Below are 25,800 nucleotides of genomic sequence, written 5' to 3'. Positions count from 1 at the left end.
ACTTGGCGTTAAAACCCTTATAAATCGGCGCTTTCAAGCACATGGCACAGAGCCTGCAATATTCCATTCATGCAGGAAGCATTCGATAAAAATATCTTTTTGGACATAAGAAACCTGTGCCTTTGCCGGAGCGCCCCATGACATCGTTCTTTCCTCGACTCAAAACCCTGCTGGCTGCCAGCGCCATGGTGCTGAGCCTGCAACCGCTCGCCCACGCCGCTGAAACGGCGCCAGCAGAAGTGCATCTCGACTACGCCTATTACTCGCCAGTCAGCCTGGTGCTCAAGCACTTCGGCTTCCTCGAAAAAGCCTTGCCGCAGACCAAGGTCAGCTGGGTACTGAGCCAGGGCAGCAACCGCTCGCTGGAATACCTCAACAGCGGCGGCGTGGATTTCGCTTCCAGTGCCAGCCTCGCCGCGGTGCTGAGCCGCGCCAACGGCAGCCCGATCAAATCGGTCTACGTTTATAGCCGCGCCGAATGGACTGCACTGGTGGTGCGCAAGGATTCTCCTTACCAGACCGTCGCTGACCTCAAGGGCAAAAAGATCGCCGCCACCAAGGGCACCGACCCGTACCTGTTCACCCTGCGCAGCCTGCAACAGGCCGGGCTGAAAAAAGACGATGTCGAATTGGTCCATCTGCAGCATCCGGACGGCCGCACCGCGCTGGAAAAAGGTGATGTCGACGCCTGGGCCGGACTCGATCCGCACATGGCCGCCAGCCAGGTTCAGGCCGGTTCGCGCCTGCTCTATCGCAACCCGGCGTTCAACAGCTACGGCGTGGTCAGCGTCACCGAGCAGTACGCCAAAGAACATCCGCAGACCATCGACACCGTGATCAAGGCTTACGAACAGGCCCGCGACTGGGCGCTGAAAAATCCCGATGAGTTCGCCGCCCTCCTCGCCAAGGAGTCCGGCTTGCCGCTGGATGTGGCCAAGTTGCAACTGTCGCGCACCGACCTGAGCAGCCCGCAACTTACTCAACAGGACATCAGCGCCTCCAAGGCAGCGGCGCCGATTCTGGTCTCCGAGGAACTGGTGCGCCGTGGGGTGAATGTCGATCAAGTCATCGATCAATTGCTCGACAGCGGTGTGCAGCAAGCCGTCGCCCACCAGTAACCGATCAGCCTCACGACAAATCCGCGCCCCGTCGCGGATTTGTCGTGAGCGGAGCCAAACCCATGACCACTCACAGCAAAGACTTGCCCGCGCCACTTGCCGTACCGCGCCAGCGTCCTGCGAGTTTGAATCCGACGTGGCAGCGCCGCGGCAAAGGCCTGGCCCTGCCGCTGCTGATCATCGTCGCGCTGGAAATTATCGTCCGCATCGGCTGGCTGCCGTCCTACCAGATGCCGGCGCCGAGCGAGATCGCCCTGACCCTCACCGACCTCGCTGAGGGCGCGCTGTGGAAACACGTCGGCGCCAGCCTGATTCGCGTGTTGCTCGGATTTGCCATCGGTGCCAGCCTGGCGCTGGTATTTGCTGCCTGGGTCGGCTTGAGTCGCGAAGCCGAGGCTTATCTGGAACCGACCTTTGCCGCCCTGCGTTCCATTCCAAGCCTGGCCTGGGTGCCGCTGCTGTTGTTGTGGCTGGGCATCGACGAGACGTCGAAAATCGTCTTGATCGCCATCGGCGCGTTCTTTCCGGTGTACGTCAACGTAGTCGCGGCCATTCGCAACATTGATCGCAAACTGGTGGAAGTCGGGCGCATCTATGGTTTCAGTCGCTTGCAACTGGTGCGACGAATATTGCTGCCGGCCGCCCTGCCCGGCCTGTTCACCGGGCTGCGCAGTGGCATGAGCCTGGCGTGGATGTTTCTCGTCGCGGCGGAGTTGATCGCGGCCACCAAAGGCTTGGGCTATCTGCTCAGTGACGGCCGGGAAACCTCGCGGCCGGACATCGTACTGGCCGCGATCATCGTGCTCGCCTTGCTCGGCAAACTCAGTGACGGCTTGCTGGCCATGCTCGAACGCCGCTGGTTGAACTGGCGCGACACGTTCACCGGGCAGGACGCCAGCGACTAAGCTGAACTCTCCAACCGGAGATTCAGCCCATGTGCGGAAGACTCTCGCAGTACCGTGGCATTCACGACTTTGTCGCGGTGCTGAGCATTCCCGACGCGTTGATCAATCACGTCGGCGACGCACCGCTTGATCGCTACAACGCGGCGCCGACCACCGCGCTGGCCGTCCTGCATCAACAAGGGCAACACCTGCATGCCGACACTCTGCGCTGGGGCTGGCGCCCGCATTGGGCCAAGGATCGCCCACCACCGATCAATGCCCGGGTCGAGAAAGTCGCCCACGGCCCGTTCTTCCGGGCGATCTGGCGACATCGTTTGATTGTGCCCGTGGACAACTGGTTTGAATGGGTCGATAGCGCAGACAAGACACGACAACCATGGCTGATCCGTCGCGCGGATCACGAAGCGGTTTTCTGCGCAGCCATCGGGCAATTTCCGACAGCCGAAACGCCAGCTCGGGATGACGACGGTTTCGTGATCATCACCGCCGATGCTGTCGGCGGCATGCTCGATATCCATGATCGCCGACCCGTCGTGTTCCGCGCAGACTTGGTGCATGAATGGCTGGATCCTGCGACACCCGTTGAACGCGCCGAGCAAATGCTGCTGTTCGAAGGTGAACGCAGCGAAGTGTTCGAATGGTACAAAGTCGGCAAAGCTGTCGGTAACGTACGCAATCAGGGTGCCAGTTTGATTATTCGGCAAACTTGAACAATTGCCGACTTCATGCGTTTATCAATTGTAGGAGCTGCCGAAGGCTGCGATGTTTTGACGCAGCGTTATAAGAAATAAAACTATTGCAAATTTTAGCAACTCATAAAGCGAATCACTGCCGTTACAAACCCTGTTTCATTTTTGAGACGGCGCATATAAAACACACGTTCGAATGAACTAACCGCCTGTCTGACATTTCAACCGTCATACATACATTTATATGCACTACGGCTAGCATGCGCGCCGCATTTCCATTTGGTATACCAGTTGACCAAAGAGTCAACAAACCAGGAACCCCCTAACGTCTACAAGCCTTGCAGAGAAATAAGTTGCGCGACGATTTTGCAATCAAACAGGTCAGCGGCCTGGAGTGTATTTATCTGTCGATGACAGAACGCTTTGAACTCGACTGTTTTATCGGCCACTACATCAAGACCCGAAACCTGCGTTCCGTACCTGATATCGAACGCATCCTGCGCACCACCCTCGAAGGGTATCCTGGCCACGCGCCGGTGATGGTCAACGAGCTGAATGCGTGGATTGATCGAACCTTGGGATATCGGGCCACACACCCCGATTTCACGCAGTTGGACGATCTCTGAACCACAAAAAAGCCCTGCATTTGCGGGGCTTTTTCGTAGAAGTCACTCAAAACTTGCGGTCAGGATCGGAAAGCTCTCGGCCATCATCGTGCTTCCAGGTCTGTTCCTTGTGCTTTTCACGCTCTATTTCTTCTTGCGTCGGTTCGTCCGTATCTTCGTCATCCGTGTCTGGATGCTTTTGCTCAGTCGCCATGCGCACCTCCCGTTATCAGTAAACCTCCATCTCTGAAGCGTAGAACAGACAACTTACAACCACCAGCGCAGCAAAAAGAAGAACGCCATGCTCAACAGCATGCTGAGCAAAGTATTGCGCGTGTAGATCACCAGTGCGATCGCCACCAGCGAACTAAGCAGATAAGGATTATCCCACTGCAGATTCAGCTGTTTGTCGGGCATGAAGACAATCGGCCCACAGATAGCGGTCAGCATCCCCAGTACCGCAAACCCGAGAAACTGCCGCGCATTGCTGCTCAAACGCACCGGCAAACGCGGTTCGAGAAACACGTAGCGGTTGAGAAACACCAGAAGCCCCATGCCGAAAATCACCGCCCAAACCATCATGTGCGCTCCCGATACAGCTTGTTGCAGATAAACCCTGCGGTCATTCCGGCCAGTCCGGACAACACCAGTGCCGAGCCCCATTGCCAGTAACTGAAAAGCACCGAACAAAACAGCGACACCGCCACACACACCACCGTCGGCACGTTCCGCACCACTGGCGTGATCAACGCGATAAACGTGGCGGCAATCGAGAAGTCCAGCCCCAGGTGCTCAAGCCCCGGAATGCTGCTGCCGAGGACAATGCCGGCCAGGGTGAACAGGTTCCATGCGATGTAGAACGTCAGGCCGACGCCCAGCGCATACCAGCGATTGAATTGTTGACGATCATGTTGACTGGTCAGTGCAAACAACTCATCGGTGAGCAAAAAACCCAGACCTATGCGCCAGCGCCCCGGCAGCGGTGAAATGACCGAACGCATGCTCATGCCATACAGCAAGTGCTGCGACGTCAGCAGCAGCGTGGTCAACAGAATCGAGAAAATCCCCGCGCCGCCCTTGAGCATGCCGATCGCCACCAATTGCGCCGCCCCGGCAAACACAATGCTCGACAAGCCTTGGCCTTGCAGCGGTGTGAGATTGGCTTCGATCGCCATGGAGCCGGCCAACAGCCCCCACGGCGCGGTGGCCAGAGATAACGGCATGATTGCCGCAGCGCCGCGGAGGAACGCACTGCGCGGCATAAGAGAATCAGACATAAACGTTCTTCAACCAGGAAAACGGTCGAAGACTGTGCCAGCCGTTTCGCCTTTCTGGCTTGAACAATCTTGCGCACTTGTGGGAAATCGGCCGGATGCGCGCGCAATTCGCTGACTTTCGCACTGACCTTTGATCCCCTGAACGGCGTAACATAGTGCCATTCACAATTGCGTCAGGGAGACGACATGCTGTACCGAATCGCAGCCGACGGGCTGGTGCTGTTCCATTTGTGCTTCATTTTGTTCGTGCTGTTTGGCGGGCTGCTGGTACTCAAATGGCCGCGTTTGATGTGGCTGCATCTGCCGGCTGCTGCTTGGGGGGTGGCGGTCGAGGTGCTGCATCTGACCTGCCCGCTGACGTACTGGGAAAACCTCATGCGCCACGCGGCCGGGCAGACTGAATACGCCGGCGGCTTCATCGAGCATTACATCTGGCCGATCATCTATCCGGCCGGGCTCACCCCGCAGATTCAACTGGCGCTCGGCAGCGTGGTACTCGCGGTCAACCTGCTGGTTTACGGCCGTTTAATCCGGTCGTGGAAACTGCGCCGCGCACTGTAATCAGCGCGCCGTTTGCTTCAACGCCTCCAGCCAGGCCGGATCCAGGCGCGTCTGCTCGGTATCGAGCCCCAGCGCCTGCATCCGCTCCTTGTGTGCTTCAACTTCCCGCCACAATTGCCCATGATCACTGGAGTTGCCGTCCAGTTCGTGCATTTGCGTCAATCCCAGATGGTAGAAGCGCAGAACCTTCATCGCCGTCGGATCATTCTGGTCCACCGCCGCCGTAACCTGATGCATCACATTGGTGATGCTCATCAGGTTGCGCTTGAGTCGCCAGCTGTAGACGGCTGGAGCCATCCAGCTCTGATTCCAGAAGCGCCCGCGCAACAGCGCAGCCGTCAGCAGAAACGCCACAAACACCCCGCCGACATTGAAGCGCAGGTTATCGCCGCCAGGCTCGCCGAACAGCGCCACCGCGACGCTGGAAAACAACATCGCCAGCACCAGGAACAGCACGGCGATGATGATCGTGCTGCGTCGGGTCTGCTGGCGAAAGGTAGCGGCATCCATCGGCTGAATCTCGAACATCACAAATGACTTCCTTGAGCGACAAAAGGGCTAACAGAAAAAACCGGCCGGCGCATTATCGCCTCTAGCGCGGATTTAGCTATGCTGGGGCTCCTTTTCATCTTTTCAGCGTCCAACGGGGACATGGCGGTACAGCGCAGATCGTGCCATCTTCATTCATGGATACACACTATTCGGATGCCATCGCCTAGTCTTGAGATGACATCGTTTTAAGGATCATTGCATGACCCAACGACACGTAATCAATGCCTCGGTCAGCCCGAAAGGCAGCCTGGAAACCCTTTCTCAACGTGAAGTTCAGCAACTGAGCGAAGCCGGATCCGGCAGCACCTACACCCTCTTCCGCCAGTGCGCCCTGGCCATCCTCAATACCGGCGCCCATGTTGATAACGCCAAGACCATTCTCGAAGCCTACAAGGACTTCGAAATCCGCATTCACCAACAGGATCGCGGCGTACGCCTGGAGCTGCTGAACGCTCCGGCCGATGCCTTCGTCGACGGCGAAATGATCGCCAGCACCCGCGAAATGCTCTTCAGCGCCCTGCGCGACATCGTCTACACCGAAAACGAACTCGACAGCCAACGCATCGACCTGACCACCTCGCAAGGCATCAGCGACTACGTTTTCCACCTGCTGCGCAACGCGCGTACTTTGCGTCCGGGCGTAGAGCCGAAGATCGTCGTGTGCTGGGGCGGCCATTCGATCAACACCGAAGAATACAAATACACCAAGAAAGTCGGCCACGAACTGGGCCTGCGCAGCCTCGACATCTGCACCGGTTGCGGCCCCGGCGTGATGAAAGGCCCGATGAAAGGCGCGACCATTGCCCACGCCAAACAGCGTATTCACGGCGGGCGTTATCTGGGTCTGACCGAGCCGGGCATCATCGCCGCCGAAGCGCCGAACCCGATCGTCAATGAGCTGGTGATTCTGCCGGACATCGAAAAACGTCTGGAAGCCTTCGTCCGTGTTGGCCATGGCATCATCATCTTCCAGGGCGGTGCCGGTACCGCTGAAGAGTTCCTTTATCTGCTCGGCATCCTGATGCACCCGGACAACGCAGGGCTGCCGTTCCCGGTGATCCTTACCGGGCCGAAACACGCCGCGCCGTATCTGGAACAGCTCGACGCCTTCGTCACCGCGACCCTGGGTGAAGCGGCCAAGCAGCACTACGAAATCATCATCGACGACCCGGCCGAAGTGGCGCGGCAGATGACCCAAGGTCTGAAAGCGGTGAAGCAGTTCCGCCGCGAGCGCAACGATGCGTTCCATTTCAACTGGCTGCTGAAAATCGACGAAGGCTTCCAGCGTCCGTTCGATCCGACCCACGAAAACATGGCCAACCTGAAACTGCACCGCGACCAGCCACCGCACGAACTGGCGGCCAATCTGCGCCGGGCGTTTTCTGGCATCGTCGCTGGCAACGTCAAGGACAAGGGCATTCGCCTGATCGAAGAACACGGGCCGTACCAGATCCGTGGTGATGCGGCGATCATGCAACCGCTCGATGCGTTGCTCAAAGCCTTCGTCGCCCAGCACCGGATGAAACTGCCGGGCGGCGCGGCGTATGTGCCGTGCTATCGAGTGGTGGCGTAACTCTTTCGGTTTCCACGCAACACGTGTAGGAGCGAGCCTGCTCGCGATAGCGGTATATCAGTCACCTTTTATATTGACTGAACCACCGCTTTCGCGAGCAGGCTCGCTCCCACAGGGTCTGTGGTGTGGCGCAAATGGTATTTGCAACCTGAATCCCCCTGTGGGAGCGAGCCTGCTCGCGAAGAGGCCTGAAAGAACACCATCAACCTCATCCCACCAACCGCGCCGCCAACGCCTTGGCCTGCAACGCCACATCCGTCACCGCCGTACTCTCCCACCACATCCCGCGTAACGGTGGTCCCATGGCAAACAACCGGCTAGCCGCACGCCCCTCGGCATCCAGCATCGCGCCATCCACCGCCGCCGCAATCCCCAACGCCAACGGTCCCGGCTGCACCAGACCGCGCGCCAGCACCTGCTGCGGCAACGGTCGCGCCACCCGACGCCAGTCGTACTCGATGCCACTGGAGTTGATCAACGCGGCGCCCTGCACCACGCAGGTTTGCGACTCACCGCGACGTCGAATACGAATGCTGACGCCATCTTCAGGGCTCGGCTCAAGCCCTTTGAACGAAGCTGCCTGAATACGCAATCGCCCTTCTTTATAAAGCCGCTCAACCAGCGCCGCACTCAGCGGCGGCGAACGGTGATGATGACTTTCCCACCACGGCCGCACATGCCGTACGAATTGTCGACGCTGCACGTCAGTCGCCTGACTCCACAACCGGGCGATGTGCACGCGGACTGTGTCCAGCGGCGCCTGCCAATCGATGCCTTGGGCCATGGCGTCGCGACACTGCCGACGCAATTCACGCAACAGCTGTCGTGGCGTGCGCAGGCTGTGATCGACGCCAAGAAAATCAACCCAAACCGGTGGCTGTCTGCGCACATGGGGCAACAAACCATGCCGCGAAAACACTTCGATCGGCCCGCGATGCCCGGCCTGCTCCAGCGACACCACGGCATCGACCATGGTCAGGCCGGAGCCAATGATCATCACGGTGGATTGCGGATCGAGCTGGCGCATGGCCGCGACATCCCAAGGATCGAGGGCGGCGGCGTTGAGGCCACTGGAGGCTTTTTGCGGAGTTCGTGCGGCAGGGAACATTCCAGTCGCCAGCACTGCGCAGACTCCAGACAATGACTGACCATTGCTCAGCGTGAGCTGCACCGAATCGGCATCGACCTGCAGATCGACGACCTCTGCACGAATGTGTTCAACGCTCGAACCATAACGCGCCCCGACAGTGCGCGCTTCAGCCAGACGCTGCTGCACATAGACCCCGAACAATCCACGCGGCGGAAACAGTTCGCTGACCGGTACGTTCTGCTCTGCAGACTCCGGCCAGCCTCCGCCGGCAATGTGCTCAGTCAGCCATTGCGTCAGATCATCAGGAATATCCGGATCGACGCTCATGCGCGCCGCATTGCCGTTGAGTGTGTGGCCCAGCTCGACTGCACTGTAGGCCTCGCCGCGTCCCAATTCATTACGCGGCTCAATGATCAGGACCTTGCGCTGGCCCGGCAGACGCAACAATTGCACTGCCAGCATCGTGCCGCTGAGGCCACCGCCGATAATCAGGATGTCTGCACTCTGACTCATCAAATCACCACATTACGCACAAACCGCGCCGCAACATCGCCATCATTGCGATAGGAGTGCGGCTGGTTACTGGCAAACATGAAAAACTCCCCAGTGCCGATGTGCTGCGGCTGGTCGCCGAGCATCAGCGTCAGGCAACCTTCAAAGACGAAAATCTGCTCGCTCCAGCCCTCGGCATCCGCTTGCGACGGGTAGACCTCGCCCGGTTGCAGACACCATTCCCATTGCTCGACTTCGCGCGTGGCCGTGGCTTTGGAGAGCAGCACCGCTTTGCTGCCCGGGATCGTGCCCGCCCATGCCACCTCGTTGATGCGGCTTGGATCACGGGCATCCGGCGCCTGGATCAGATCGCTAAACGCCACATCAAGCGCTTCGGCAACGCGGTCGAGAGTGGTCAGGCTGACATTCTTTTCGCCGGCCTCGATCGCCACAAGCATGCGTCGACTGACTCCGGATTTTTCCGCCAGCGCGGTCTGGCTCATGTCGGCGGCATGACGCAGCCGCCGGACATTCAGGCTGACGTGTTGCAGAACGGAGGCTCGTTGACTGGAATCTTTGTGCACTATATTGCTCACTCGCTGAGGTTGGGCAGTATACTGCGCAACGTTGGGCGCATTGTGCGTCCTGTCTTTTATAGTGCGCAAGGTCGTGACGTCCGTGAACAGCCCCCAAACACCGCTTCGCTTCAACCGCTTCAGCAAAGCCGAGTGCGTGCTGGTGCTGATCACCATGATCTGGGGCGGCACCTTTCTGCTGGTTCAGCATGCGATGACCGTCAGCGGCCCGATGTTTTTTGTCGGCCTGCGTTTTGCGGCGGCGGCTTGTATCGTTGCGCTGTTCTCGTGGCGGCATTTGCGCGAACTGACCCTGTTTGAACTCAAGGCCGGCGCGTTCATCGGCGTGGCGATCATGCTTGGTTACGGCCTGCAGACCGTCGGACTGCAAACGATCCCGAGCAGTCAGTCGGCGTTCATCACCGCGTTGTATGTGCCGTTCGTGCCGTTGCTGCAATGGCTGGTGCTGGGGCGGCGGCCGGGGTTGATGCCGAGCATTGGCATCATGCTGGCGTTCACCGGGCTGATGTTGCTGTCGGGGCCGTCCGGGGCTGAGCTGAATTTCAGTCCGGGCGAAATCGCCACGCTGATCAGTGCTATCGCCATCGCGGCCGAGATCATTCTGATCAGCACCTATGCCGGTCAGGTGGATGTGCGCCGAGTGACCGTTGTGCAACTGGCAACCACTTCCGTGCTGTCGTTCCTGCTGGTGGTGCCGACCGGTGAAGCGCTTCCGGATTTCTCCTGGACCCTACTGGTGACCGCGCTGGGGCTGGGCGCAGCAAGTGCGGCGATTCAGGTGGCGATGAACTGGGCGCAGAAGAGTGTCTCGCCAACACGGGCGACGTTGATCTATGCGGGTGAGCCGGTATGGGCCGGGATCGTCGGGCGGATTGCCGGGGAACGGTTGCCGGCGATCGCGCTGGTGGGAGCGGGGTTGATTGTGGCAGCGGTGATTGTCAGTGAGTTGAAGACCAAGGGGAAGGTCGCGGAAGCCGAAGCGGAGCTGGAGCGGGAAGCACAGGGATAACGCTCCGAAATCTTCACAGTCTGAATTATTGCTATCGCGAGCAGGCTCACTCCTACAGGTGAACGCATTCCAAATGTAGGAGTGAGCCTGCTCGCGATGAGGCCATTCCAAGCAACATCGACCTTCCTGAAACAATGCCAAACAGAAAATTCCAGACTACTTTGTAGGATTCTGAGACATCCTCGCGTTTGGTGATCGGGGAGCTGGCACGTATGATGCTTCACAAACTTCCGCAGATTAGAAGCCTATGTCCCTGATAGTTCTACTGCTTCTGCCATTCATTGGCAGCTGTCTGGCAGCGGTGCTGCCACACAATGCGCGCAATACCGAATCCCTGTTGGCAGGTCTGGTCGCTCTGATCGGCACCGTCCAGGTCGCGATGCTGTACCCGCAAATTGCCCACGGCGGCGTGATCCGCGAAGAATTCATGTGGCTGCCCAGCCTCGGCCTGAACTTCGTTCTGCGCATGGACGGCTTCGCCTGGCTGTTCTCGATGCTGGTGCTCGGCATCGGCACGCTCGTTTCTCTCTATGCGCGTTATTACATGTCGCCGGACGATCCGGTGCCGCGTTTCTTCGCGTTTTTCCTGGCGTTCATGGGCGCCATGCTCGGTCTGGTGATCTCCGGCAATCTGATCCAGATCGTGTTTTTCTGGGAGCTGACCAGCCTCTTCTCGTTCCTGCTGATCGGCTACTGGCACCACCGCGCCGACGCCCGTCGCGGCGCGTACATGGCGCTGATGGTCACCGGTGCCGGCGGATTATGCCTGCTGGCGGGGGTCATGATTCTCGGCCATGTCGTCGGCAGCTATGACCTCGACAAGGTCCTGGCCGCCGGCGATCTGATTCGCGCACATGCCCTCTACCCGATTCTCCTTCCCCTGATTCTTATCGGCGCCCTCAGCAAAAGTGCGCAGTTCCCTTTTCACTTCTGGTTGCCGCACGCAATGGCGGCGCCGACACCCGTCTCCGCCTATCTGCACTCGGCGACCATGGTCAAGGCCGGGGTTTTCCTGCTCGCGCGCCTGTGGCCGTCGTTGTCTGGCAGTGAAGAATGGTTCTACATCGTCAGCGGCGCCGGCGCGTGTACGCTGTTGCTCGGCGCCTATTGCGCGATGTTCCAGAACGATCTCAAAGGTCTGCTCGCTTACTCGACCATCAGCCATCTAGGCCTGATTACCCTGTTACTCGGCCTGAATAGTCCGCTGGCGGCAGTGGCGGCGGTGTTCCACATTCTCAACCACGCGACGTTCAAGGCTTCGCTGTTCATGGCCGCAGGCATCATCGACCACGAAAGCGGCACCCGCGATATCCGCAAGCTCAGCGGCCTGATCAAACTGATTCCCTTCACCGCGACGCTGGCCATGGTTGCCAGCGCCTCGATGGCAGGCGTGCCGCTGCTTAACGGCTTCCTGTCGAAGGAAATGTTCTTCGCTGAAACCGTGTTTATCAACGCCACCGCGTGGGTCGAAGCGGCGCTGCCGATTGTCGCGACGATTGCCGGCACATTCAGCGTTGCCTACTCGCTGCGCTTCACCGTCGATGTGTTCTTCGGTCCGCCGGCCACCGACCTGCCGCACACGCCGCACGAACCTCCACGCTGGATGCGTGCGCCGGTAGAGCTGTTGGTATTCACCTGCTTGCTGGTGGGGATATTCCCCGCGCAGATCGTCGGCCCGTTGCTTGCCGCTGCTGCGTTGCCAGTCGTTGGCGGCACCTTGCCGGAATACAGCCTGGCGATCTGGCACGGCCTCAACGCGCCAATGATCATGAGCCTGATCGCCATGTCCGGCGGCATCATCGTCTATCTGTTGCTACGCAATCAGCTCAAGCGCGGGCGCTTCAAATACCCGCCACTGGTGGGGCGCTTCAACGGCAAGCGCCTGTTCGAGCGCAGTCTGGTGGTGATGATGCGCATGGCCCGGCGCGTCGAGCGGCGACTCGGCACCAAGCGTCTGCAGATGCAGCTATTCCTGATGGTGTTGGCGGCGGTACTCGCAGGTCTGATCCCGATGTTGCACAGCACGCTGAGCTGGGGCGACAGGCCGAAGATTCCCGGCTCGATCGTGTTCGTGACCCTGTGGCTGCTGGCGATTGCCTGTGCTCTTGGCGCCGCATGGCAGGCCAAGTACCACCGTCTCGCCGCTCTGACCATGGTCAGCGTCTGCGGCTTGATGACCTGCGTGACCTTCGTCTGGTTCTCCGCGCCTGATCTGGCCCTGACGCAACTGGCGGTCGAAGTGGTCACCACCGTGCTGATCCTGCTCGGTCTGCGCTGGTTGCCACGCCGTATCGAAGAAGTCTCGCCACTGCCAAGCAGCCTGCGCAAGGCACGCATTCGTCGTCTGCGCGACTTGCTATTGTCGATTGCCGTCGGCGGTGGCATGGCGCTGCTGTCCTACGCGATGCTGACGCGGCAGACGCCGAACGACATTTCCTCGTTCTACCTCAGCCGCGCCATGCCCGAGGGCGGCGGCAGCAACGTGGTCAACGTGATGCTGGTGGATTTCCGTGGCTTCGACACCCTCGGTGAAATCACCGTGCTGGTCGCCGTGGCACTGACCGTATTCGCCCTGCTCCGCCGTTTCCGCCCACCGAAAGAAAGCCTGCAACTGCCCGCCCAGCAACGCTTGCTGGCGCCGGACGTGGTCACCGATCTGGTCAACCCGCGCTCGGCCAGCGACACCGCGCTCGGTTTCATGATGGTGCCGGCAGTGCTGGTGCGTCTGTTGCTGCCAATTGCGCTGGTGGTGTCGTTCTACCTGTTCATGCGCGGGCACAACCAGCCGGGCGGCGGTTTCGTTGCCGGTCTGGTGATGTCGGTGGCGTTCATCCTGCAATACATGGTCGCCGGTACGCAGTGGGTCGAAGCGCAAATGAGCCTGCGACCGCTGCGCTGGATGGGCACCGGACTGCTGTTCGCCACCGCTACAGGTCTGGGCGCGATGCTGGTCGGTTATCCGTTCCTGACCACGCACACCTGGCATTTCAGCTTGCCAGTGCTGGGTGACATCCATGTTGCCAGTGCACTGTTTTTCGACATTGGCGTATACGGCGTGGTGGTCGGCTCGACGCTGTTGATCCTCACTGCTCTCGCCCACCAATCGGTGCGGGGTCACAAGACCGCATCGCTGCCCAAGTCCGTCGCCACCAAGGGAGCCGTCTGATGGAAGAAGTCATCGCAATCGCCATCGGCGTGCTCGCCGCGTCCGGCGTCTGGCTGATCCTGCGGCCACGGACGTTCCAGGTGGTCATGGGCCTGTGCCTGCTGTCGTATGGCGTCAATCTGTTCATCTTCAGCATGGGCAGCCTGTTCATCGGCAAGGAGCCGGTGATCAAGGACGGCGTCACCCAGGATTTGCTGCACTACACCGATCCGCTGCCACAGGCACTGGTGCTGACTGCGATCGTCATCAGCTTCGCCATGACCGCGCTGTTCCTCGTCGTTCTGCTCGCCTCGCGCGGCCTGACCGGCACCGACCACGTCGACGGCCGGGAGCCTAAAGAATGATGGCGATGACTCACCTGATCGCCGCACCGATTCTGCTGCCGCTGCTGACCGCCGCCATCATGCTGATGCTCGGCGAACGGCACCGGCCGCTGAAGGCGAAAATCAACCTGTTCTCCAGCCTTGTCGGCCTGTTCATTTCGGTGCTGTTGCTGCAATGGACGCAAACCACCGGCGTACCCGGTTCCATCGGCGTGTACCTGCCGGGCAACTGGCAGGCGCCGTTCGGTATTGTGCTGGTGGTCGATCGCCTGTCGGCGCTGATGCTGGTGCTGACCGGGATCATCGGCGTTAGCGCCCTGCTGTTTGCCATGGCCCGTTGGGATGGCGCCGGTTCGAGTTTCCACGCGTTGTTCCAGATTCAGTTGATGGGTCTTTACGGCGCGTTCCTGACGGCGGATCTGTTCAACCTGTTCGTGTTCTTCGAAGTCCTGCTCGCCGCGTCTTATGGGTTGCTGTTGCATGGATCGGGTCGGGCACGGGTCTCGTCGGGGCTGCATTACATCTCGATCAACCTGCTGGCCTCGTCGCTGTTTCTGATTGGCGCGGCATTGATCTACGGTGTCACCGGCACGCTGAACATGGCCGATCTGGCGCTGAAGATTCCGCTGGTGCCGGAGGCCGACCGGGGTTTGCTGCACGCCGGTGCGGGGATTCTCGCTGTCGCGTTCCTGGCCAAGGCTGGCATGTGGCCGCTGAACTTCTGGCTGGTGCCAGCCTATTCCTCGGCCAGTGCGCCGGTGGCGGCGATGTTCGCGATCATGACCAAGGTTGGCGTCTACACCTTGCTTCGTCTGTGGACGCTGTTGTTTTCCGGGCAGGCCGGAGCCTCGGCATTCTTCGGTGGCGACTGGCTGATCTACGGTGGCATGGCGACCATGGCCTGCGCAGGCCTGGCAATTCTCGCCGCGCAACGCCTGGAGCGCATGGCCAGCCTGAGCATTCTGGTGTCGGCGGGGATTCTGCTGTCCGCCGTCGGTTTCGCCCAGCCGAACCTGATCGGCGCGGCACTGTTCTATCTGGTCAGCTCGACGCTGGCATTGAGCGCGCTGTTCCTGCTGGCCGAGTTGATCGAGCGTTCGCGCTCGGCCAATGAAATTCCGCTGGAAGACGAAAGCGAACTGCTGCCGCGCCCGCAGGAATCCCTGCAACCGCCCAAAGGCATCAACCTCGATGACGAGCAGAAAGCCGTGGTCGGTCAGGTGATCCCGTGGACCATGGCGTTTCTCGGCCTGAGCTTCATTGCTTGCGCGCTGCTGATCATTGGCATGCCGCCGCTGTCCGGCTTCATCGGCAAACTCAGCCTGATCGGTGCATTGCTCAATCCGCTGGGGCTGGGCACTGGCGAACCGATCTCCACGGCAGCATGGGCGTTGCTGGCGCTACTGATCCTTACCGGGCTGGCGTCGTTGATGGCGTTCTCGCGTCTCGGCATTCAGCGCTTCTGGACGCCAGAGGAGCGCCCTTCACCGCTACTGCGCAAACTCGAATGCGCACCGATTTTCCTGTTGCTGGGGCTGAGCATTGTCCTGACCTTCAAGGCTGAACCGCTGCTGCGCTACACCCAGGCCACCGCCGAAGCGCTGAACAACCCGCAGCAATACGTCATGGCGGTGCTCGGCACCCGTGCCGTACCGAGCCCGGAAGCCAAATCGGCGATGCTGGAGGTGCAGCCATGAAGCGTGTGTTTCCTGCACCGTTGTTGTCGCTGGCGCTGTGCGCCTTGTGGCTGACCCTGAATCTGTCGGTCAGCCCGGGCAATCTGCTGCTCGGCGCGATACTGGGTTTTGCTGCACCGTTGATGATGCGCAAACTGCGTCCGAAACAGGTACGCATTCGCCGCCCTGGAACGATTCTGCGCCTGTTCCTGCTCGTGGGCCGTGACGTGGTGACGTCCAACCTGATCGTCGCGTGGGGCGTACTCAACGCCGGTCGTCGCCCGCCGCGTTCAGGCTTTATCAAAGTGCCACTGGACTTGCGCGACGCCCACGGCCTGGCGACTCTGGCGATGATCTGCACGGTGGTGCCCGGCACGGTGTGGTCGGAGCTGTCGCTGGATCGCAGCATTCTGTTGTTGCACGTCTGGGATCTGGATGAAGAAGCGCAATTCATCGAGCACTTCAAGAGCACCTACGAGCGGCCGTTGATGGAGATTTTCGAATGAGCCCATTACTGTCGAACGCGATTCTGCTGACGCTGTTCCTGTTCTCGCTCGCGATGGTGCTGACGCTGGTGCGCTTGTTCAAAGGCCCGTCGGCGCAGGATCGGGTCCTGGCGCTGGATTACCTGTACATCGTCGCCATGCTGATGATGCTGACGCTGGGTATTCGTTATTCCAGTGACACTTACTTCGAGGCGGCGCTGCTGATTGCGCTGTTCGGCTTCGTCGGCTCGTTTGCCCTGGCGAAATTCCTGCTGCGTGGCGAGGTGATCGAATGAATGCAGAATTGTCTCTGTGGGTCGAGATTCCGGTGGCGATCCTGCTGGTGCTCAGCGGTTTGTTTGCGTTGATCGGCGCGATCGGATTGTTGCGCATGAAGGATTACTTCCAGCGCATGCATCCGCCGGCACTGGCTTCGACACTGGGCGCGTGGTGTGTGGCACTGGCGTCGATCATCTGTTTTTCGGCGTTGAAGTCCGGGCCGGTCATACATGCCTGGCTGATTCCGATTTTGCTGGCGATCACTGTGCCGGTGACTACTTTGCTGCTGGCGCGGGCGGCGTTGTTCCGCAAGCGCATGGCTGGGGATGATGTGCCGGCAGAGGTCAGTAGCCGCCGTACCGAGAGTGGTAGCTGAAGATTTGTAGATGACGCCATCGCGAGCAGGCTCACTCCTACAGGGGAACGCATTCCAAATGTAGGCCTTCGCCTGCTCGCGATAGCAATCTTCATATCACCTCAAATTTCAAACCCAAGCCACCGCCAACAACCCCGCCCCCAACACCGCACACAACGGCGAATACACCCAGGTGTCGAGCCGCGCAAACCGCGAGTCCTTCACTTCCTTGAAGAACCCGACCAGATTGGAATCACCAATCGCCCGGGCAAACATCAACAGCGCGATCGCGCTGATCACCCATTGCAGCGCCTTGTGCGTCACCGCCGGCATTCCCCAGCCAACCCGCATGCACACCAACGCCGCAATCACCAACAGCGCCGCCGCCACGATCAACGTGAGCCAGCCCGAAGGCTTGAACGCCGGCCGCATCGTTGCGACAAATCCGCGCACCGGCACCTGCGGCACCACCACCGCTGCCGCCCATTGCCCACCCAACGCCCAATACACATGCATCAAGGCGATTACCGCAAACGTTGTCACCAGCCATTGAGCCAACACAAAGGTCATGGTTGAAATCCTTGGAAAGGGATTTGAACAAATCATCCTAGTCGGATTTTTTTCAAGTGCACGACCGATCAGCGGTACGGTAAAGTGCCGCCCCATGAAATTCTCCCGTTCCGATCGCTCACTGCTGGCCTGGATGCTTTATTGCTGCGTCCTGTTCAACGTGTTCGCCTGCAGCATCGGTCACGGACAAATGGTCGGCATGCAGTTGAACGGTATCGGCGGCCAGTTCTGTGCGGTCAACCCGACCACCCAAGCGCCGCTCGCCAGTAATCCCAACGAAGAACAACTGCCGACCCTGTCCAAGGCATTCGGCTGCCCGCTGTGCTCGGTCGGCGGCGGCATGGGCCCAGCGTTCAATTCCAGCCTGACGCTGGCGATCCTGCCGGAACAGCACAGCCCGCCGCTGGCGCCCATCGTCAGCGCCGACCTTCCTGCCCGCTTCACCTGGCCTTCGGCCAATCCTCGCGCCCCACCGCTCGCCTGAGTGTCCCTGCCTTTTTGATTTGTCAGCCCACTGCGCCAACGCGCGGCGTTCGCCTGTGCGCTGACTCCTAGACAAGCATTCAGGATTCAATGATGAAACAACTCACTTTGCTGGCGAGCCTGTGCGGCTGCCTGTCCGTTAACGTCTGGGCGCAATCCACCGTGGATCTGGCGCCGATCACCATTGATGGCGAGTCCGGCGCAGAACCGGGTCTGAGCCTCGAGCAATCCAGCGGCATGGCCTCGCGCCTCGGCTTAAGCGTTCGCGACACACCGGCTTCAGTGGCCATCGCCAATCGCAATGACATCGAGCGCCACGGCGCGCAGAACTTCCAGGACGCCGCCAACACCTTGCCCGGGGTCAACGCCAGCGCGCCGCCGGGGTTCGGCGGTTTCGTGTCCTATCGTGGCTTCACCAGCAGCCAGATCACCCAGATGTTCAACGGCATCAACGTTTCCGGCGGCCTCGCGCGGCCGGTCGACTCATGGATCTACGACCGCGTCGAACTGGTCGGCGGCCCGTCATCGCTGATCAATGGTGCAGGCTCTGTGGGGGGATCGCTGAACTACGTAACCAAACTGGCCAGCCGCGACGAACAAGCTGTTGAAGGGCGGGTCAGCTACGGAACCTACGACACCACCGAAACCGCGTTCGGCCTCAACCATGCCCTGACCGAGCCGGGTGCCGACGTGCAGCACTACGCGCGACTCGACGTCAGCCACAACACCAGCAACGGCTACATCGACCGCCAGGAGCGCGATGCCTGGAGCGTGGCGTTCTCGCTGCTCAGCGACCTGACGCCCGACCTGTCGCACACTCTGGCTCTGGAATATCAAGACGAGCACGAAGACAGTCCGTACTGGGGCACGCCCGTGCTCAATCCCAAGGCCGGTGAGTTGAAGATCGACAAACACAACCGCTTCAATAACTACAACGTCGAGGACGGTCGTTACGAGCAAAGAACGATCTGGGTCCGTTCGATCATCGACTACCGCATCAACGACAGCACCAGCCTGCGCAACACGCTGTATCACCTCGACAGCCAGCGCGATTACCGCAATCTCGAAACCTACCAGTACAACGCCGACAACACCGCGGTGAACCGCTCCACCGCCTATCAAGTGCGTCATCAGGGCGAGCAGAACGGCAACCAGTTCGAACTGCGCCACGACAACACGCTGTTCGGTCTCGATACGACGTGGTCGGGGGGCTTCGAATACAAGGTCAACCAGACCACCAACTCGCCACTGAACATCAAAGGCGCCAGCACGGTAGATCCGAACAACTATCGTCCGGGGCACTTCTACGACATTCCCGGCACCAACCCCAAATTGATCAGCGACAAAACCAACGAGGTCACCACCAAAGCATTGTTCGTGGAAAACCGGCTGGCGTTGACCGAAAAACTGTCGCTGCTCACCGGCCTGCGCTATGACGACATTGACCTCGACGTGACCAACCATCGCACCGTGACCGCCGCCAACCCCAAGCACCTCAAGCGCAGTTGGGAGCCAGTCACCGGCCGCGCCGGCCTGACCTACCAGTTCATTCCGTCGGCCAACGTCTACGTGCAATACAGCACCGCCGCCGAGCAACCGAACGGCACGCAGGACTTCGACGTTTCGACCGGCAAGCAATGGGAGATTGGCAGCAAATTCGATTATCTGAACGGGCGCGGCTCGGCGACGATTGCCGCCTACACCATTGAGCGAAAGGACTTCGCCGTGACCGATCCGCTGGATCCGACCGGCAGCATTCCGGTCGGTCAGCAGACGTCGAAAGGGGTGGAAATCGCCAGTTCGTTGCGCATCACTGACAAGTTGCTGGCCGAGGGCAACTTCGCCTGGGTCGATGCGCAATACGATGATTTCACCGAAAAGAATGCTGCCGGTGTCGTGGTGTCACGCAAGGGCAATACGCCGACCAATGTGCCGGATCGAGTCGGCAATCTGTGGCTGACCTATGACTTCTCGCCGCAATGGCAAGGTGGGGTGGATGCGCGGTATGTGGCGTCGGTGTACGCGGACACGGCCAACACCATGACCGTACCTTCGTACACCTTGTTCGGCAGCTTCCTCAGCTACAAGGTTGATTCGCACACTACCGTGACCGGACGCGTGCGCAACCTGACCAATGAGGTGTATGCCGAGTTTGCGCATGTTTCGCCGGCGTATTACCTGGGGACACCGCGTACCTTTGAATTGGCGGTGCAAACGAAGTTTTAAAAGCATCGCGAGCAGGCTCACTCCTACAGGGGAATGCATTCCAATTGTAGGAGTGAGCCTGCTCGCGATGAGGCCATCAGCCTCAACCCTTTACTTCAAATCAGCCGAAACCTTCTCCGCCACATCCTTCGGCAACCAGGCCTGCCACACGTCCGGGTGCGCCTTCATGAACGCCACCGCCGCATCACGCGGCGCCGTGTGCCTTTCGCTCATGTCCGCCAACGCCTTGTTCAACGGCTCGATGGGAAAATCCACCTTGCTGAAGAAATCGGCAATCTGCGGATACTGTTTCTGAAACGGCGTAGACACACCAATCGACAGCTTCGATGCCAACGACCGGGTCGGTTTCGGATTGGGATTATCGGCATCGGTCAGCGTCTTCCACGCCTCGGCATCAAACGGCGGCTCTTCCAGTTGCACCAGTTTGAACTTGCCGAGCAAAGGCGTCGGTGACCAGTAGTAAAACAGCACCGGCTTACCGCGACGAATCGAAGAGCTGATCTCGGCGTCCAGCGCCGCTCCCGATCCACTGCGGAAATTGGTGTAGTCGTCCTGCAGCCCGTAAGCCGTCAGCTTCTGCTTGTTGACCACTTCCGAGGTCCAGCCGATCGGGCTGTTGAGGAAGCGCCCTTTGCTCGGGGCCTCCGGATCCTTGAACACGTCCTTGTACTTTTTCAGATCACTGACACTGCGCAGATCCGGTGCCAGCGGCTTGATGCCTTTGGCCGGGTCACCTTTGATCACGTACTCCGGCACCCACCAGCCCTCGGTAGCGCCTTTGACGGTATCACCGAGACTGACGACTTTGCCTTCGGCCTCAGCCTTGACCCACACCGGACTGCGCCCGGCCCACTCTTCGCCAATGACCTGGATGTCATTGTTGGCCAGTGCGGTTTCCAGCGTGATGGTGGTGCCAGGCAAGGTGTCGGTTGGCAAGCCGTAGCCCTTCTCGACGATGATCCGCAGCACATCGGTAATCAGGCTGCCGCTTTCCCAGTTCAGGTCGGCAAAATGGATCGGCGCCTGAGCGGCCATCACCGATTGCGCTGATGTCAGCAAACCGAACGTGGCCACGCTGGCGGCCAATAACCGTCGAAATCCGTTCATGCATTGCACCTCGTGCTGTTCACAGCAATGGCAGGTTGGCCTGACAGAAGACCGCAAGCCTCTGAATACTCAGTCAACTGACTGTAGCCGAGGTTCCTGCTTTTTCCGGGCCGCACTCCGGACGAGGTTATGAATCAGACTTTTCCTGCAGGCTTTGCAGCTCACGTCTGACCATGCTGGCGTATTCCGCAGGACGCAGCGTGTAGATCTGCGCAGCCAGCCAATTCAGCCAGGCGCCTTGCAGTTCGGCCTTGGCGGCGAATAAACGCCGAGCCTCCTCGCGCGCAGTGTCGAGGTTCTGCGCATGGAAATCCGCGCGGCTCACTCGCTGGCCTTGAACGTCACCAGTTCACCCTTGCGCCACTTGGCGGCTTTGGCGGTAACAGCTTTTAGGGTCTTGGTCAGGCCTTCCTGCAACTGCTGATTGGCCGCAAACACGGTCACCACGCTGTGGCCTTCCTTGAACAGGATCGCGTGCCCGTCGGCAGTGTCGACAAAGGCGTAATCGCCCAGCCCATACACCGTGAGTTTGATTTCGCGAAAACGGATATCCATCTTGCCGCCTTCGCGGCTGGGCAAGACCGATGCACTGAAATGATCGCCGACCTTGAGCTTCAGCCCCGGTTTGTCATCGACCACCAAGGCACTTTCGGTGTCGATCTCGGCCACGTAAATGCCTTCGGCGTTCTGCTCGGTGATGTAAACAAAACGCGACTGGAACAGCTTGACCAGCTTTGCGCGCAAATCACCCAACACGAACAAAGCATGCATATCGAGATTACTGACTGCCAAAGAAACATCCCCACATCTGAAAAAACCGCACACGGAAAACGCGCACGGCAAAAAAACGGCCAGGCCGATGTAACTGCCAAATGACTCAAATAAAAACCCGAATAGAGCAGAGTGCTCATTCAGCGCGAGGTCCGTAAGACTACTGGATTGTCACTCGCGAAACTCATCCCGATGTCGCCAAAGCTTGAAGGAAAATTCCTCACCGCTGGCAAGAGCAGTCTGACTACGAACTTTAGGGAAAATTCTCACGAAAAAAAGCACTTTTCCGACATATCGCTGGCGAAAAATTGCTTTAGATAAGCCCTGTCGTCAACAGGTACTGGCGATTCTAGAGCAGCGATGCTCATTCCGACTACCCGAAACGGCCTGTAATTACCGGCCAACTGATGAAAAGGACTTCACATGTGCACTCGGACTCACTTTGCCATGACTGCTGACGCACGGATCGAATCGCCACTGATACTACGTGTCACCGATATCAATGACCATTGTCCGCGCTTCCAGGTCGTGCCTGCTGGCAATGCTTTTTTCCATATAAAAGAAACATCGACCGGCCGTGTAAGAGGTTTCCGCGAAGATCACAACGAAGCCTGCGCCCTCGCCCGTTCGCTTGAGTCAAAGATCGAACTCCTGGCGAGTGGTTGCCTCAGATAAAGAGAGTGATCGACCGCGCCGTACCGGCGCCCACCGAAGGAGTACACGATGGAACTGCCAGCATACGATCTGAAAACCCTGTTCGATCAACTGGGGTTGCCTTCAGAAGGCACAGCAATCGACGATTTCATCGAAGAGCATCCACTGGATGCCAACACCAAACTGATCGACGCCGACTTCTGGTCGCCGCAACAGGCGCAATTACTCAAGGAATGGTTAAGGGCCGACGGTGAAGAAGCGGTCATGGTCGACGAATTGAATGTGCGCTTGCATCGCGGCAAGTAAAAACGGGTCAGTGAAGGCTGTCGGTCGGCTCGGCGTGCAATTGCGCGAGCCACGCAGCCTTGCACTCCTCGGCCTCGTCGCGGCTGGCAAACGCAGTGCCGCGACGCTCGCCATTGAGTAACACCACCCAGCACACGCTCCGCCCCAACGCGCGCAAACCGGCCGGCACGCCACTGCCGATCATCACAGCAACATCAACTCTGCACTGCATGCAGCCCCCGAAATCATTAGCAACCTAACTAAGCGGGCAGATTAATGGTTTCTTGCGGGCGGAAACAGCAAGCTCCGTGCACAGATTCATTGCATCAGAAGTAACAATCCCTCAGCGCGGTTTTTCCGGCTTATAGCCCAGACGCAATCCACCCCAGTGCCGGCCCTTGATCATGATCGGCACCGAAAGGTCATGCATCAGTTCACCGGTGTCGCGGGTGTAGGTTTGCAACAGCACCGGTTGCTGATGGCTGCCGCAACGAATACCGGTGCGATCAGCAAATTTACGCTTGGTGCGATTATTTACGGCATCGACCTGCGCATCACCCGTCAACGGCTGACTGAACAGCTGATTGTGCGTCGGCACATAACCCTGTTGCGTACAGGCGATGGCGAACACCAGCCCCTCGTGACGCGGCAACAATGGCTCCTGAATCGCCGGCAGCACCTGATCGGTGTATCGGTCGAAACGGGTTTGAAACTTCGCCGGTTGCGTATTCGGGATTGGCTGATATTGGCGGTCGAACAAGTCTTCAATACTGATTCGCCCCTGATCGACGTCTGCTTCGAACCGCGCAGCAATCTGGCTCGCCCCTTCGCGGGCCAGATCGTAGATACGCTGGTGATAGTCATCCAGCCCGACCTCGGCCAGACGCTCGCTGATGGTTTCCGCCTGCCCTTCCATCTGCACCGCCGCTTCGGCGAGGCGGCGGGTCTGTTGATCGCTGATCGCCAGATCGCTGCGCATCTGCTCGATCGCCTTGAACAGGCTGTCGAGTTGTTCGCGATTGGTTTCCGCGCCTTGAGCAATTTCACCGACCTGAGTTTCCACCCCGGCGGCCAGTCGCGCGATGTTCTCCAGATGCTGACCGGTGTGTTCGACCTGCTCGACACCGGTCTGCAGATCACTCGACAACTCGCGAATCTGCTCCACCACCTGCGCCGTGCGCTGCTGAATGTCAGCGACCATCTCACCCACTTCACCGGTTGCCGACGCCGTGCGCGCCGCCAACCCGCGAACTTCGTCCGCCACCACCGCGAAACCACGACCATGTTCCCCGGCCCGCGCCGCTTCGATCGCCGCGTTCAACGCGAGCAGATTGGTCTGGCTGGCAATCGACTGAATCACCAGGGTCACGCGCTGAATATCATCGCTGCGCACACTCAAGGCTTCGATCAATTCACGGCTGGCATTGGCGCGCTGACTGAGCTGATGCATGCGCGCGATCGAATCCACCAGTTCCGTGCGCCCCGCCGCGCTGCTGTGATGCGCCTGACTCGCCGCCTCAAGGGCTTCGCGACTGAGCTGCGAAGTCGCGTGTTCGGTGGCAATCATCACCTCAGCATTGCTGACGATCCGCGCCGCCGCATCGAGTTGCGATTCGAGTTTGCTCGCCAGTTCCTTGACCGAAAATGCCACGCCGGCTGCCGACAAGGCGTTATGACTGGTGGTGTAGGAAAGGTCGCGGGTGAGTTCAGACATGGCGCTGCCGCTGTCGGCAGGCTGAACATCGGGGATGGTGCGGGAGCGCAGGCGCGGCAGCCAGATAATCAGCACCGCCAGCGGCATGCCGATGTACAGCGACCATTCGGCCAGGCTCATGCCGGCGAGCAACAGCATCAGGGCGATGCTTTGCAGGGTCGGCGCGATCCAGCGGTTTTTCGGCAAAAGCACTGGTGCAGGCAAAGCCCCAACCAGAGATCCATCTCTCGTCATATCAACACCCCCACGCTTGTTCTCATTGTTGTGGCTGCATTAAACGCCACTACAACGCCATTATCCATGGTCCGTTAGTCGTGGGGTCTGTGGCAGGTCAATGGAATCGCGCGGAAATATTGCGGACGATAAAAAGCTTCGCGGGCAAGCCCGGCTCCCACAGGTTCGGTGTTGAACCTTGTGGGGCGGACTTGCCCGCGATCACAGCGCCGGAAAAATCAGGCCTGACGCTGGTGCTTATCGATCTGCTCGTGACGCTCTTGAGCTTCGATGCAGTACTTGGTGGTCGGGCTGATCAGCAGGCGTTTCAGGCCAATGGCCTCGCCGCTGTCATCGCACCAGCCAAAGCTGTCTTCCTTGATGCGCTCAAGGGCTTGTTCCAGTTGCGGCAGCATGCGCTGGTCGCGATCGATCGCGTTCACCAGCCAAGTGCGCTCTTCTTCAACCGAAGCCGCGTCCGCCGGGTCAGCCGGGGTGTCCAGGCTTTCGATGGCGATACGATTTTGCTCAATGCGCTCGTGGGTTTCGACTTTCATGTTCTGCAACAGCTCAGTGAAGAAAGCGTGCTGCTCGGCATTCATGTAGTCATCTGCCGGCATGGCCAGCAACTTGTCCTTTGTCATTGATATCTCTATAAAAAAACGTGCATTAAGGCGAATTAGGGAGCGTTTCGGCGAACCGCGTGCGGTCGGCGAAAAGGCATCGTTTATTGCAAATGCCACCCGGCACTCAATTTACGAGGGGCGGCAGTCTAAGGCCCGAATGAGGCCTCAGCAACTGTAAATACAGGGAATTTGTCCGACAACGTCCGGAAACTGCTCTGACACAGCGTTCACACGGGCAATCGGAGTGCGTTTATAGCAAGAAATTCAGTCGAGCGGCTGTATATAGAAGACAAACGGCTAACCAAGCAGCGCCCAGACGCAATTTTTTACCACGCACTGCATCGTTTCAGCAAAGCAGAACCGCAAAAGCCCCCCTACTATCAGGCCCACCGTGAGATCA

The 25,800-nt window shown here is 59.4% G+C and carries 30 protein-coding genes; 17 read left to right on the top strand and 13 right to left on the bottom strand.

All coding sequences use genetic code 11. From position 1 onward, the window contains the following. Positions 1 to 137: 137 nt before the first annotated feature. The 4 genes from VY732_RS11895 to VY732_RS11880 all read left to right on the top strand — a co-directional run bounded on the left by VY732_RS11895 (position 138) and on the right by VY732_RS11880 (position 3,338). Entirely contained in the window at positions 138 to 1,118 is a 981-nt protein-coding gene (locus VY732_RS11895) for an aliphatic sulfonate ABC transporter substrate-binding protein (protein ID WP_137217322.1), read from the top strand. 62 nt (positions 1,119 to 1,180) lie between these two features. Beyond that, a complete protein-coding gene (locus VY732_RS11890; protein WP_331695489.1) occupies positions 1,181 to 2,023 on the top strand; it encodes an ABC transporter permease in 843 nt (280 codons plus the stop codon). A 29-nt stretch (positions 2,024 to 2,052) separates the two neighbouring features. Beyond that, positions 2,053 to 2,733 (top strand): SOS response-associated peptidase, encoded by a 681-nt coding sequence (locus VY732_RS11885; protein ID WP_077573338.1) that lies wholly within the window; start codon positions 2,053 to 2,055, stop codon positions 2,731 to 2,733. A 332-nt stretch (positions 2,734 to 3,065) separates the two neighbouring features. Continuing rightward, a complete protein-coding gene (locus VY732_RS11880; RefSeq protein WP_077573339.1) occupies positions 3,066 to 3,338 on the top strand; it encodes a hypothetical protein in 273 nt (90 codons plus the stop codon). Positions 3,339 to 3,384: 46 nt separating this feature from the next. On the opposite strand, the gene VY732_RS11875 is transcribed toward VY732_RS11880, so the two are convergent. The 3 genes from VY732_RS11875 to VY732_RS11865 are packed head-to-tail and all read right to left on the bottom strand — an operon-like array spanning position 3,385 to position 4,594. Next, positions 3,385 to 3,531, bottom strand: a complete 147-nt coding sequence (locus VY732_RS11875; protein WP_174244442.1) for a hypothetical protein — start codon at positions 3,529 to 3,531, stop codon at positions 3,385 to 3,387. A 53-nt stretch (positions 3,532 to 3,584) separates the two neighbouring features. Continuing rightward, entirely contained in the window at positions 3,585 to 3,896 is a 312-nt protein-coding gene (locus VY732_RS11870; RefSeq protein WP_331695857.1) for an AzlD domain-containing protein, read from the bottom strand. After that, entirely contained in the window at positions 3,896 to 4,594 is a 699-nt protein-coding gene (locus VY732_RS11865; protein WP_016983007.1) for an AzlC family ABC transporter permease, read from the bottom strand. Before VY732_RS11865 ends, VY732_RS11870 begins: the two co-directional genes overlap by 1 nt. Positions 4,595 to 4,780: 186 nt before the next feature. On the opposite strand from VY732_RS11865, the gene VY732_RS11860 reads away from it, so the two are divergent. Further along, a complete protein-coding gene (locus VY732_RS11860; protein WP_077573342.1) occupies positions 4,781 to 5,155 on the top strand; it encodes a DUF2784 domain-containing protein in 375 nt (124 codons plus the stop codon). Here VY732_RS11860 and VY732_RS11855 read toward each other — a convergent pair whose 3' ends face one another. After that, positions 5,156 to 5,683, bottom strand: a complete 528-nt coding sequence (locus tag VY732_RS11855; RefSeq protein ID WP_331695488.1) for a DUF3087 domain-containing protein — start codon at positions 5,681 to 5,683, stop codon at positions 5,156 to 5,158. It lies immediately after the preceding gene. A gap of 223 nt (positions 5,684 to 5,906) precedes the next feature. Here VY732_RS11855 and ppnN point away from each other — a divergent pair, with 223 nt between their 5' ends. After that, a complete protein-coding gene (gene ppnN, locus VY732_RS11850; protein ID WP_331695487.1) occupies positions 5,907 to 7,280 on the top strand; it encodes a nucleotide 5'-monophosphate nucleosidase PpnN in 1,374 nt (457 codons plus the stop codon). A gap of 208 nt (positions 7,281 to 7,488) precedes the next feature. Here ppnN and VY732_RS11845 read toward each other — a convergent pair whose 3' ends face one another. Next, complete coding sequence (locus VY732_RS11845; RefSeq protein ID WP_331695486.1) at positions 7,489 to 8,883, bottom strand: FAD/NAD(P)-binding protein; 1,395 nt, start codon at positions 8,881 to 8,883, stop codon at positions 7,489 to 7,491. Beyond that, positions 8,883 to 9,446 (bottom strand): helix-turn-helix domain-containing protein, encoded by a 564-nt coding sequence (locus VY732_RS11840; RefSeq protein WP_116029181.1) that lies wholly within the window; start codon positions 9,444 to 9,446, stop codon positions 8,883 to 8,885. Before VY732_RS11840 ends, VY732_RS11845 begins: the two co-directional genes overlap by 1 nt. An 85-nt stretch (positions 9,447 to 9,531) precedes the next feature. On the opposite strand from VY732_RS11840, the gene VY732_RS11835 reads away from it, so the two are divergent. From VY732_RS11835 to VY732_RS11805, 7 genes are all read left to right on the top strand, one after another. Then, the gene (locus tag VY732_RS11835; protein WP_212622365.1) at positions 9,532 to 10,467 is read left to right on the top strand and encodes a DMT family transporter; all 936 of its coding nucleotides are present in this window, start codon (positions 9,532 to 9,534) and stop codon (positions 10,465 to 10,467) included. Between the two features lie 247 nt (positions 10,468 to 10,714). After that, the gene (locus tag VY732_RS11830) at positions 10,715 to 13,633 is read left to right on the top strand and encodes a monovalent cation/H+ antiporter subunit A (protein ID WP_331695485.1); all 2,919 of its coding nucleotides are present in this window, start codon (positions 10,715 to 10,717) and stop codon (positions 13,631 to 13,633) included. Then, positions 13,633 to 13,977, top strand: coding sequence for a Na+/H+ antiporter subunit C (locus tag VY732_RS11825; RefSeq protein ID WP_007910763.1), 345 nt, complete (start codon positions 13,633 to 13,635; stop codon positions 13,975 to 13,977). The genes VY732_RS11830 and VY732_RS11825 overlap by 1 nt, the downstream gene beginning before the upstream one ends. Beyond that, positions 13,974 to 15,653: a monovalent cation/H+ antiporter subunit D gene (locus VY732_RS11820; RefSeq protein WP_331695484.1), complete on the top strand. Its 1,680-nt coding sequence runs from the start codon at positions 13,974 to 13,976 to the stop codon at positions 15,651 to 15,653. Before VY732_RS11825 ends, VY732_RS11820 begins: the two co-directional genes overlap by 4 nt. After that, positions 15,650 to 16,138, top strand: coding sequence for a Na+/H+ antiporter subunit E (locus VY732_RS11815; protein WP_331695483.1), 489 nt, complete (start codon positions 15,650 to 15,652; stop codon positions 16,136 to 16,138). The genes VY732_RS11820 and VY732_RS11815 overlap by 4 nt, the downstream gene beginning before the upstream one ends. After that, a complete protein-coding gene (locus VY732_RS11810; protein ID WP_007910754.1) occupies positions 16,135 to 16,413 on the top strand; it encodes a K+/H+ antiporter subunit F in 279 nt (92 codons plus the stop codon). Before VY732_RS11815 ends, VY732_RS11810 begins: the two co-directional genes overlap by 4 nt. After that, complete coding sequence (locus tag VY732_RS11805; protein WP_016982998.1) at positions 16,410 to 16,772, top strand: Na+/H+ antiporter subunit G; 363 nt, start codon at positions 16,410 to 16,412, stop codon at positions 16,770 to 16,772. Before VY732_RS11810 ends, VY732_RS11805 begins: the two co-directional genes overlap by 4 nt. A 108-nt stretch (positions 16,773 to 16,880) precedes the next feature. Here VY732_RS11805 and VY732_RS11800 read toward each other — a convergent pair whose 3' ends face one another. Continuing rightward, positions 16,881 to 17,321: a DUF3995 domain-containing protein gene (locus VY732_RS11800; protein ID WP_331695482.1), complete on the bottom strand. Its 441-nt coding sequence runs from the start codon at positions 17,319 to 17,321 to the stop codon at positions 16,881 to 16,883. A gap of 94 nt (positions 17,322 to 17,415) precedes the next feature. On the opposite strand from VY732_RS11800, the gene VY732_RS11795 reads away from it, so the two are divergent. Together VY732_RS11795 and VY732_RS11790 are read left to right on the top strand one after the other, a co-directional pair. Next, positions 17,416 to 17,805 (top strand): DUF2946 domain-containing protein, encoded by a 390-nt coding sequence (locus VY732_RS11795; RefSeq protein WP_331695481.1) that lies wholly within the window; start codon positions 17,416 to 17,418, stop codon positions 17,803 to 17,805. Positions 17,806 to 17,897: 92 nt separating this feature from the next. Further along, positions 17,898 to 20,030: a TonB-dependent receptor gene (locus tag VY732_RS11790; RefSeq protein ID WP_331695480.1), complete on the top strand. Its 2,133-nt coding sequence runs from the start codon at positions 17,898 to 17,900 to the stop codon at positions 20,028 to 20,030. A gap of 90 nt (positions 20,031 to 20,120) precedes the next feature. Here VY732_RS11790 and VY732_RS11785 read toward each other — a convergent pair whose 3' ends face one another. The 3 genes from VY732_RS11785 to VY732_RS11775 all read right to left on the bottom strand — a co-directional run bounded on the left by VY732_RS11785 (position 20,121) and on the right by VY732_RS11775 (position 21,908). Beyond that, positions 20,121 to 21,137, bottom strand: coding sequence for an ABC transporter substrate-binding protein (locus VY732_RS11785; protein WP_331695479.1), 1,017 nt, complete (start codon positions 21,135 to 21,137; stop codon positions 20,121 to 20,123). Between the two features lie 127 nt (positions 21,138 to 21,264). After that, positions 21,265 to 21,462, bottom strand: coding sequence for a hypothetical protein (locus VY732_RS11780; protein WP_038366428.1), 198 nt, complete (start codon positions 21,460 to 21,462; stop codon positions 21,265 to 21,267). Beyond that, positions 21,459 to 21,908 (bottom strand): hypothetical protein, encoded by a 450-nt coding sequence (locus tag VY732_RS11775; protein WP_174245057.1) that lies wholly within the window; start codon positions 21,906 to 21,908, stop codon positions 21,459 to 21,461. Before VY732_RS11775 ends, VY732_RS11780 begins: the two co-directional genes overlap by 4 nt. A gap of 423 nt (positions 21,909 to 22,331) precedes the next feature. Here VY732_RS11775 and VY732_RS11770 point away from each other — a divergent pair, with 423 nt between their 5' ends. Next, on the top strand, positions 22,332 to 22,583 hold the full coding sequence (locus tag VY732_RS11770) for a hypothetical protein (RefSeq protein ID WP_331695478.1): 252 nt from the start codon (positions 22,332 to 22,334) through the stop codon (positions 22,581 to 22,583). 48 nt (positions 22,584 to 22,631) lie between these two features. Continuing rightward, complete coding sequence (locus VY732_RS11765) at positions 22,632 to 22,868, top strand: DUF2789 family protein (RefSeq protein WP_116029189.1); 237 nt, start codon at positions 22,632 to 22,634, stop codon at positions 22,866 to 22,868. A 7-nt stretch (positions 22,869 to 22,875) separates the two neighbouring features. On the opposite strand, the gene VY732_RS11760 is transcribed toward VY732_RS11765, so the two are convergent. The 3 genes from VY732_RS11760 to VY732_RS11750 form a co-directional block, all read right to left on the bottom strand. Then, the gene (locus VY732_RS11760; RefSeq protein ID WP_116029190.1) at positions 22,876 to 23,079 is read right to left on the bottom strand and encodes a hypothetical protein; all 204 of its coding nucleotides are present in this window, start codon (positions 23,077 to 23,079) and stop codon (positions 22,876 to 22,878) included. Positions 23,080 to 23,190: 111 nt separating this feature from the next. Continuing rightward, positions 23,191 to 24,414 (bottom strand): methyl-accepting chemotaxis protein, encoded by a 1,224-nt coding sequence (locus VY732_RS11755; protein WP_442968571.1) that lies wholly within the window; start codon positions 24,412 to 24,414, stop codon positions 23,191 to 23,193. A 599-nt stretch (positions 24,415 to 25,013) separates the two neighbouring features. After that, positions 25,014 to 25,418: a TraR/DksA family transcriptional regulator gene (locus VY732_RS11750; RefSeq protein ID WP_003225981.1), complete on the bottom strand. Its 405-nt coding sequence runs from the start codon at positions 25,416 to 25,418 to the stop codon at positions 25,014 to 25,016. Positions 25,419 to 25,800: the final 382 nt, after the last annotated feature.

Origin of the sequence: Pseudomonas sp. ZY71 (genome assembly GCF_036542145.1) — a bacterium.
Taxonomy (GTDB): Bacteria; Pseudomonadota; Gammaproteobacteria; order Pseudomonadales; family Pseudomonadaceae; genus Aquipseudomonas; species Aquipseudomonas koreensis_A.
Note: the sequence above shows the minus strand (reverse complement) of the source record. Positions and strands in the feature narration are given on the sequence as shown.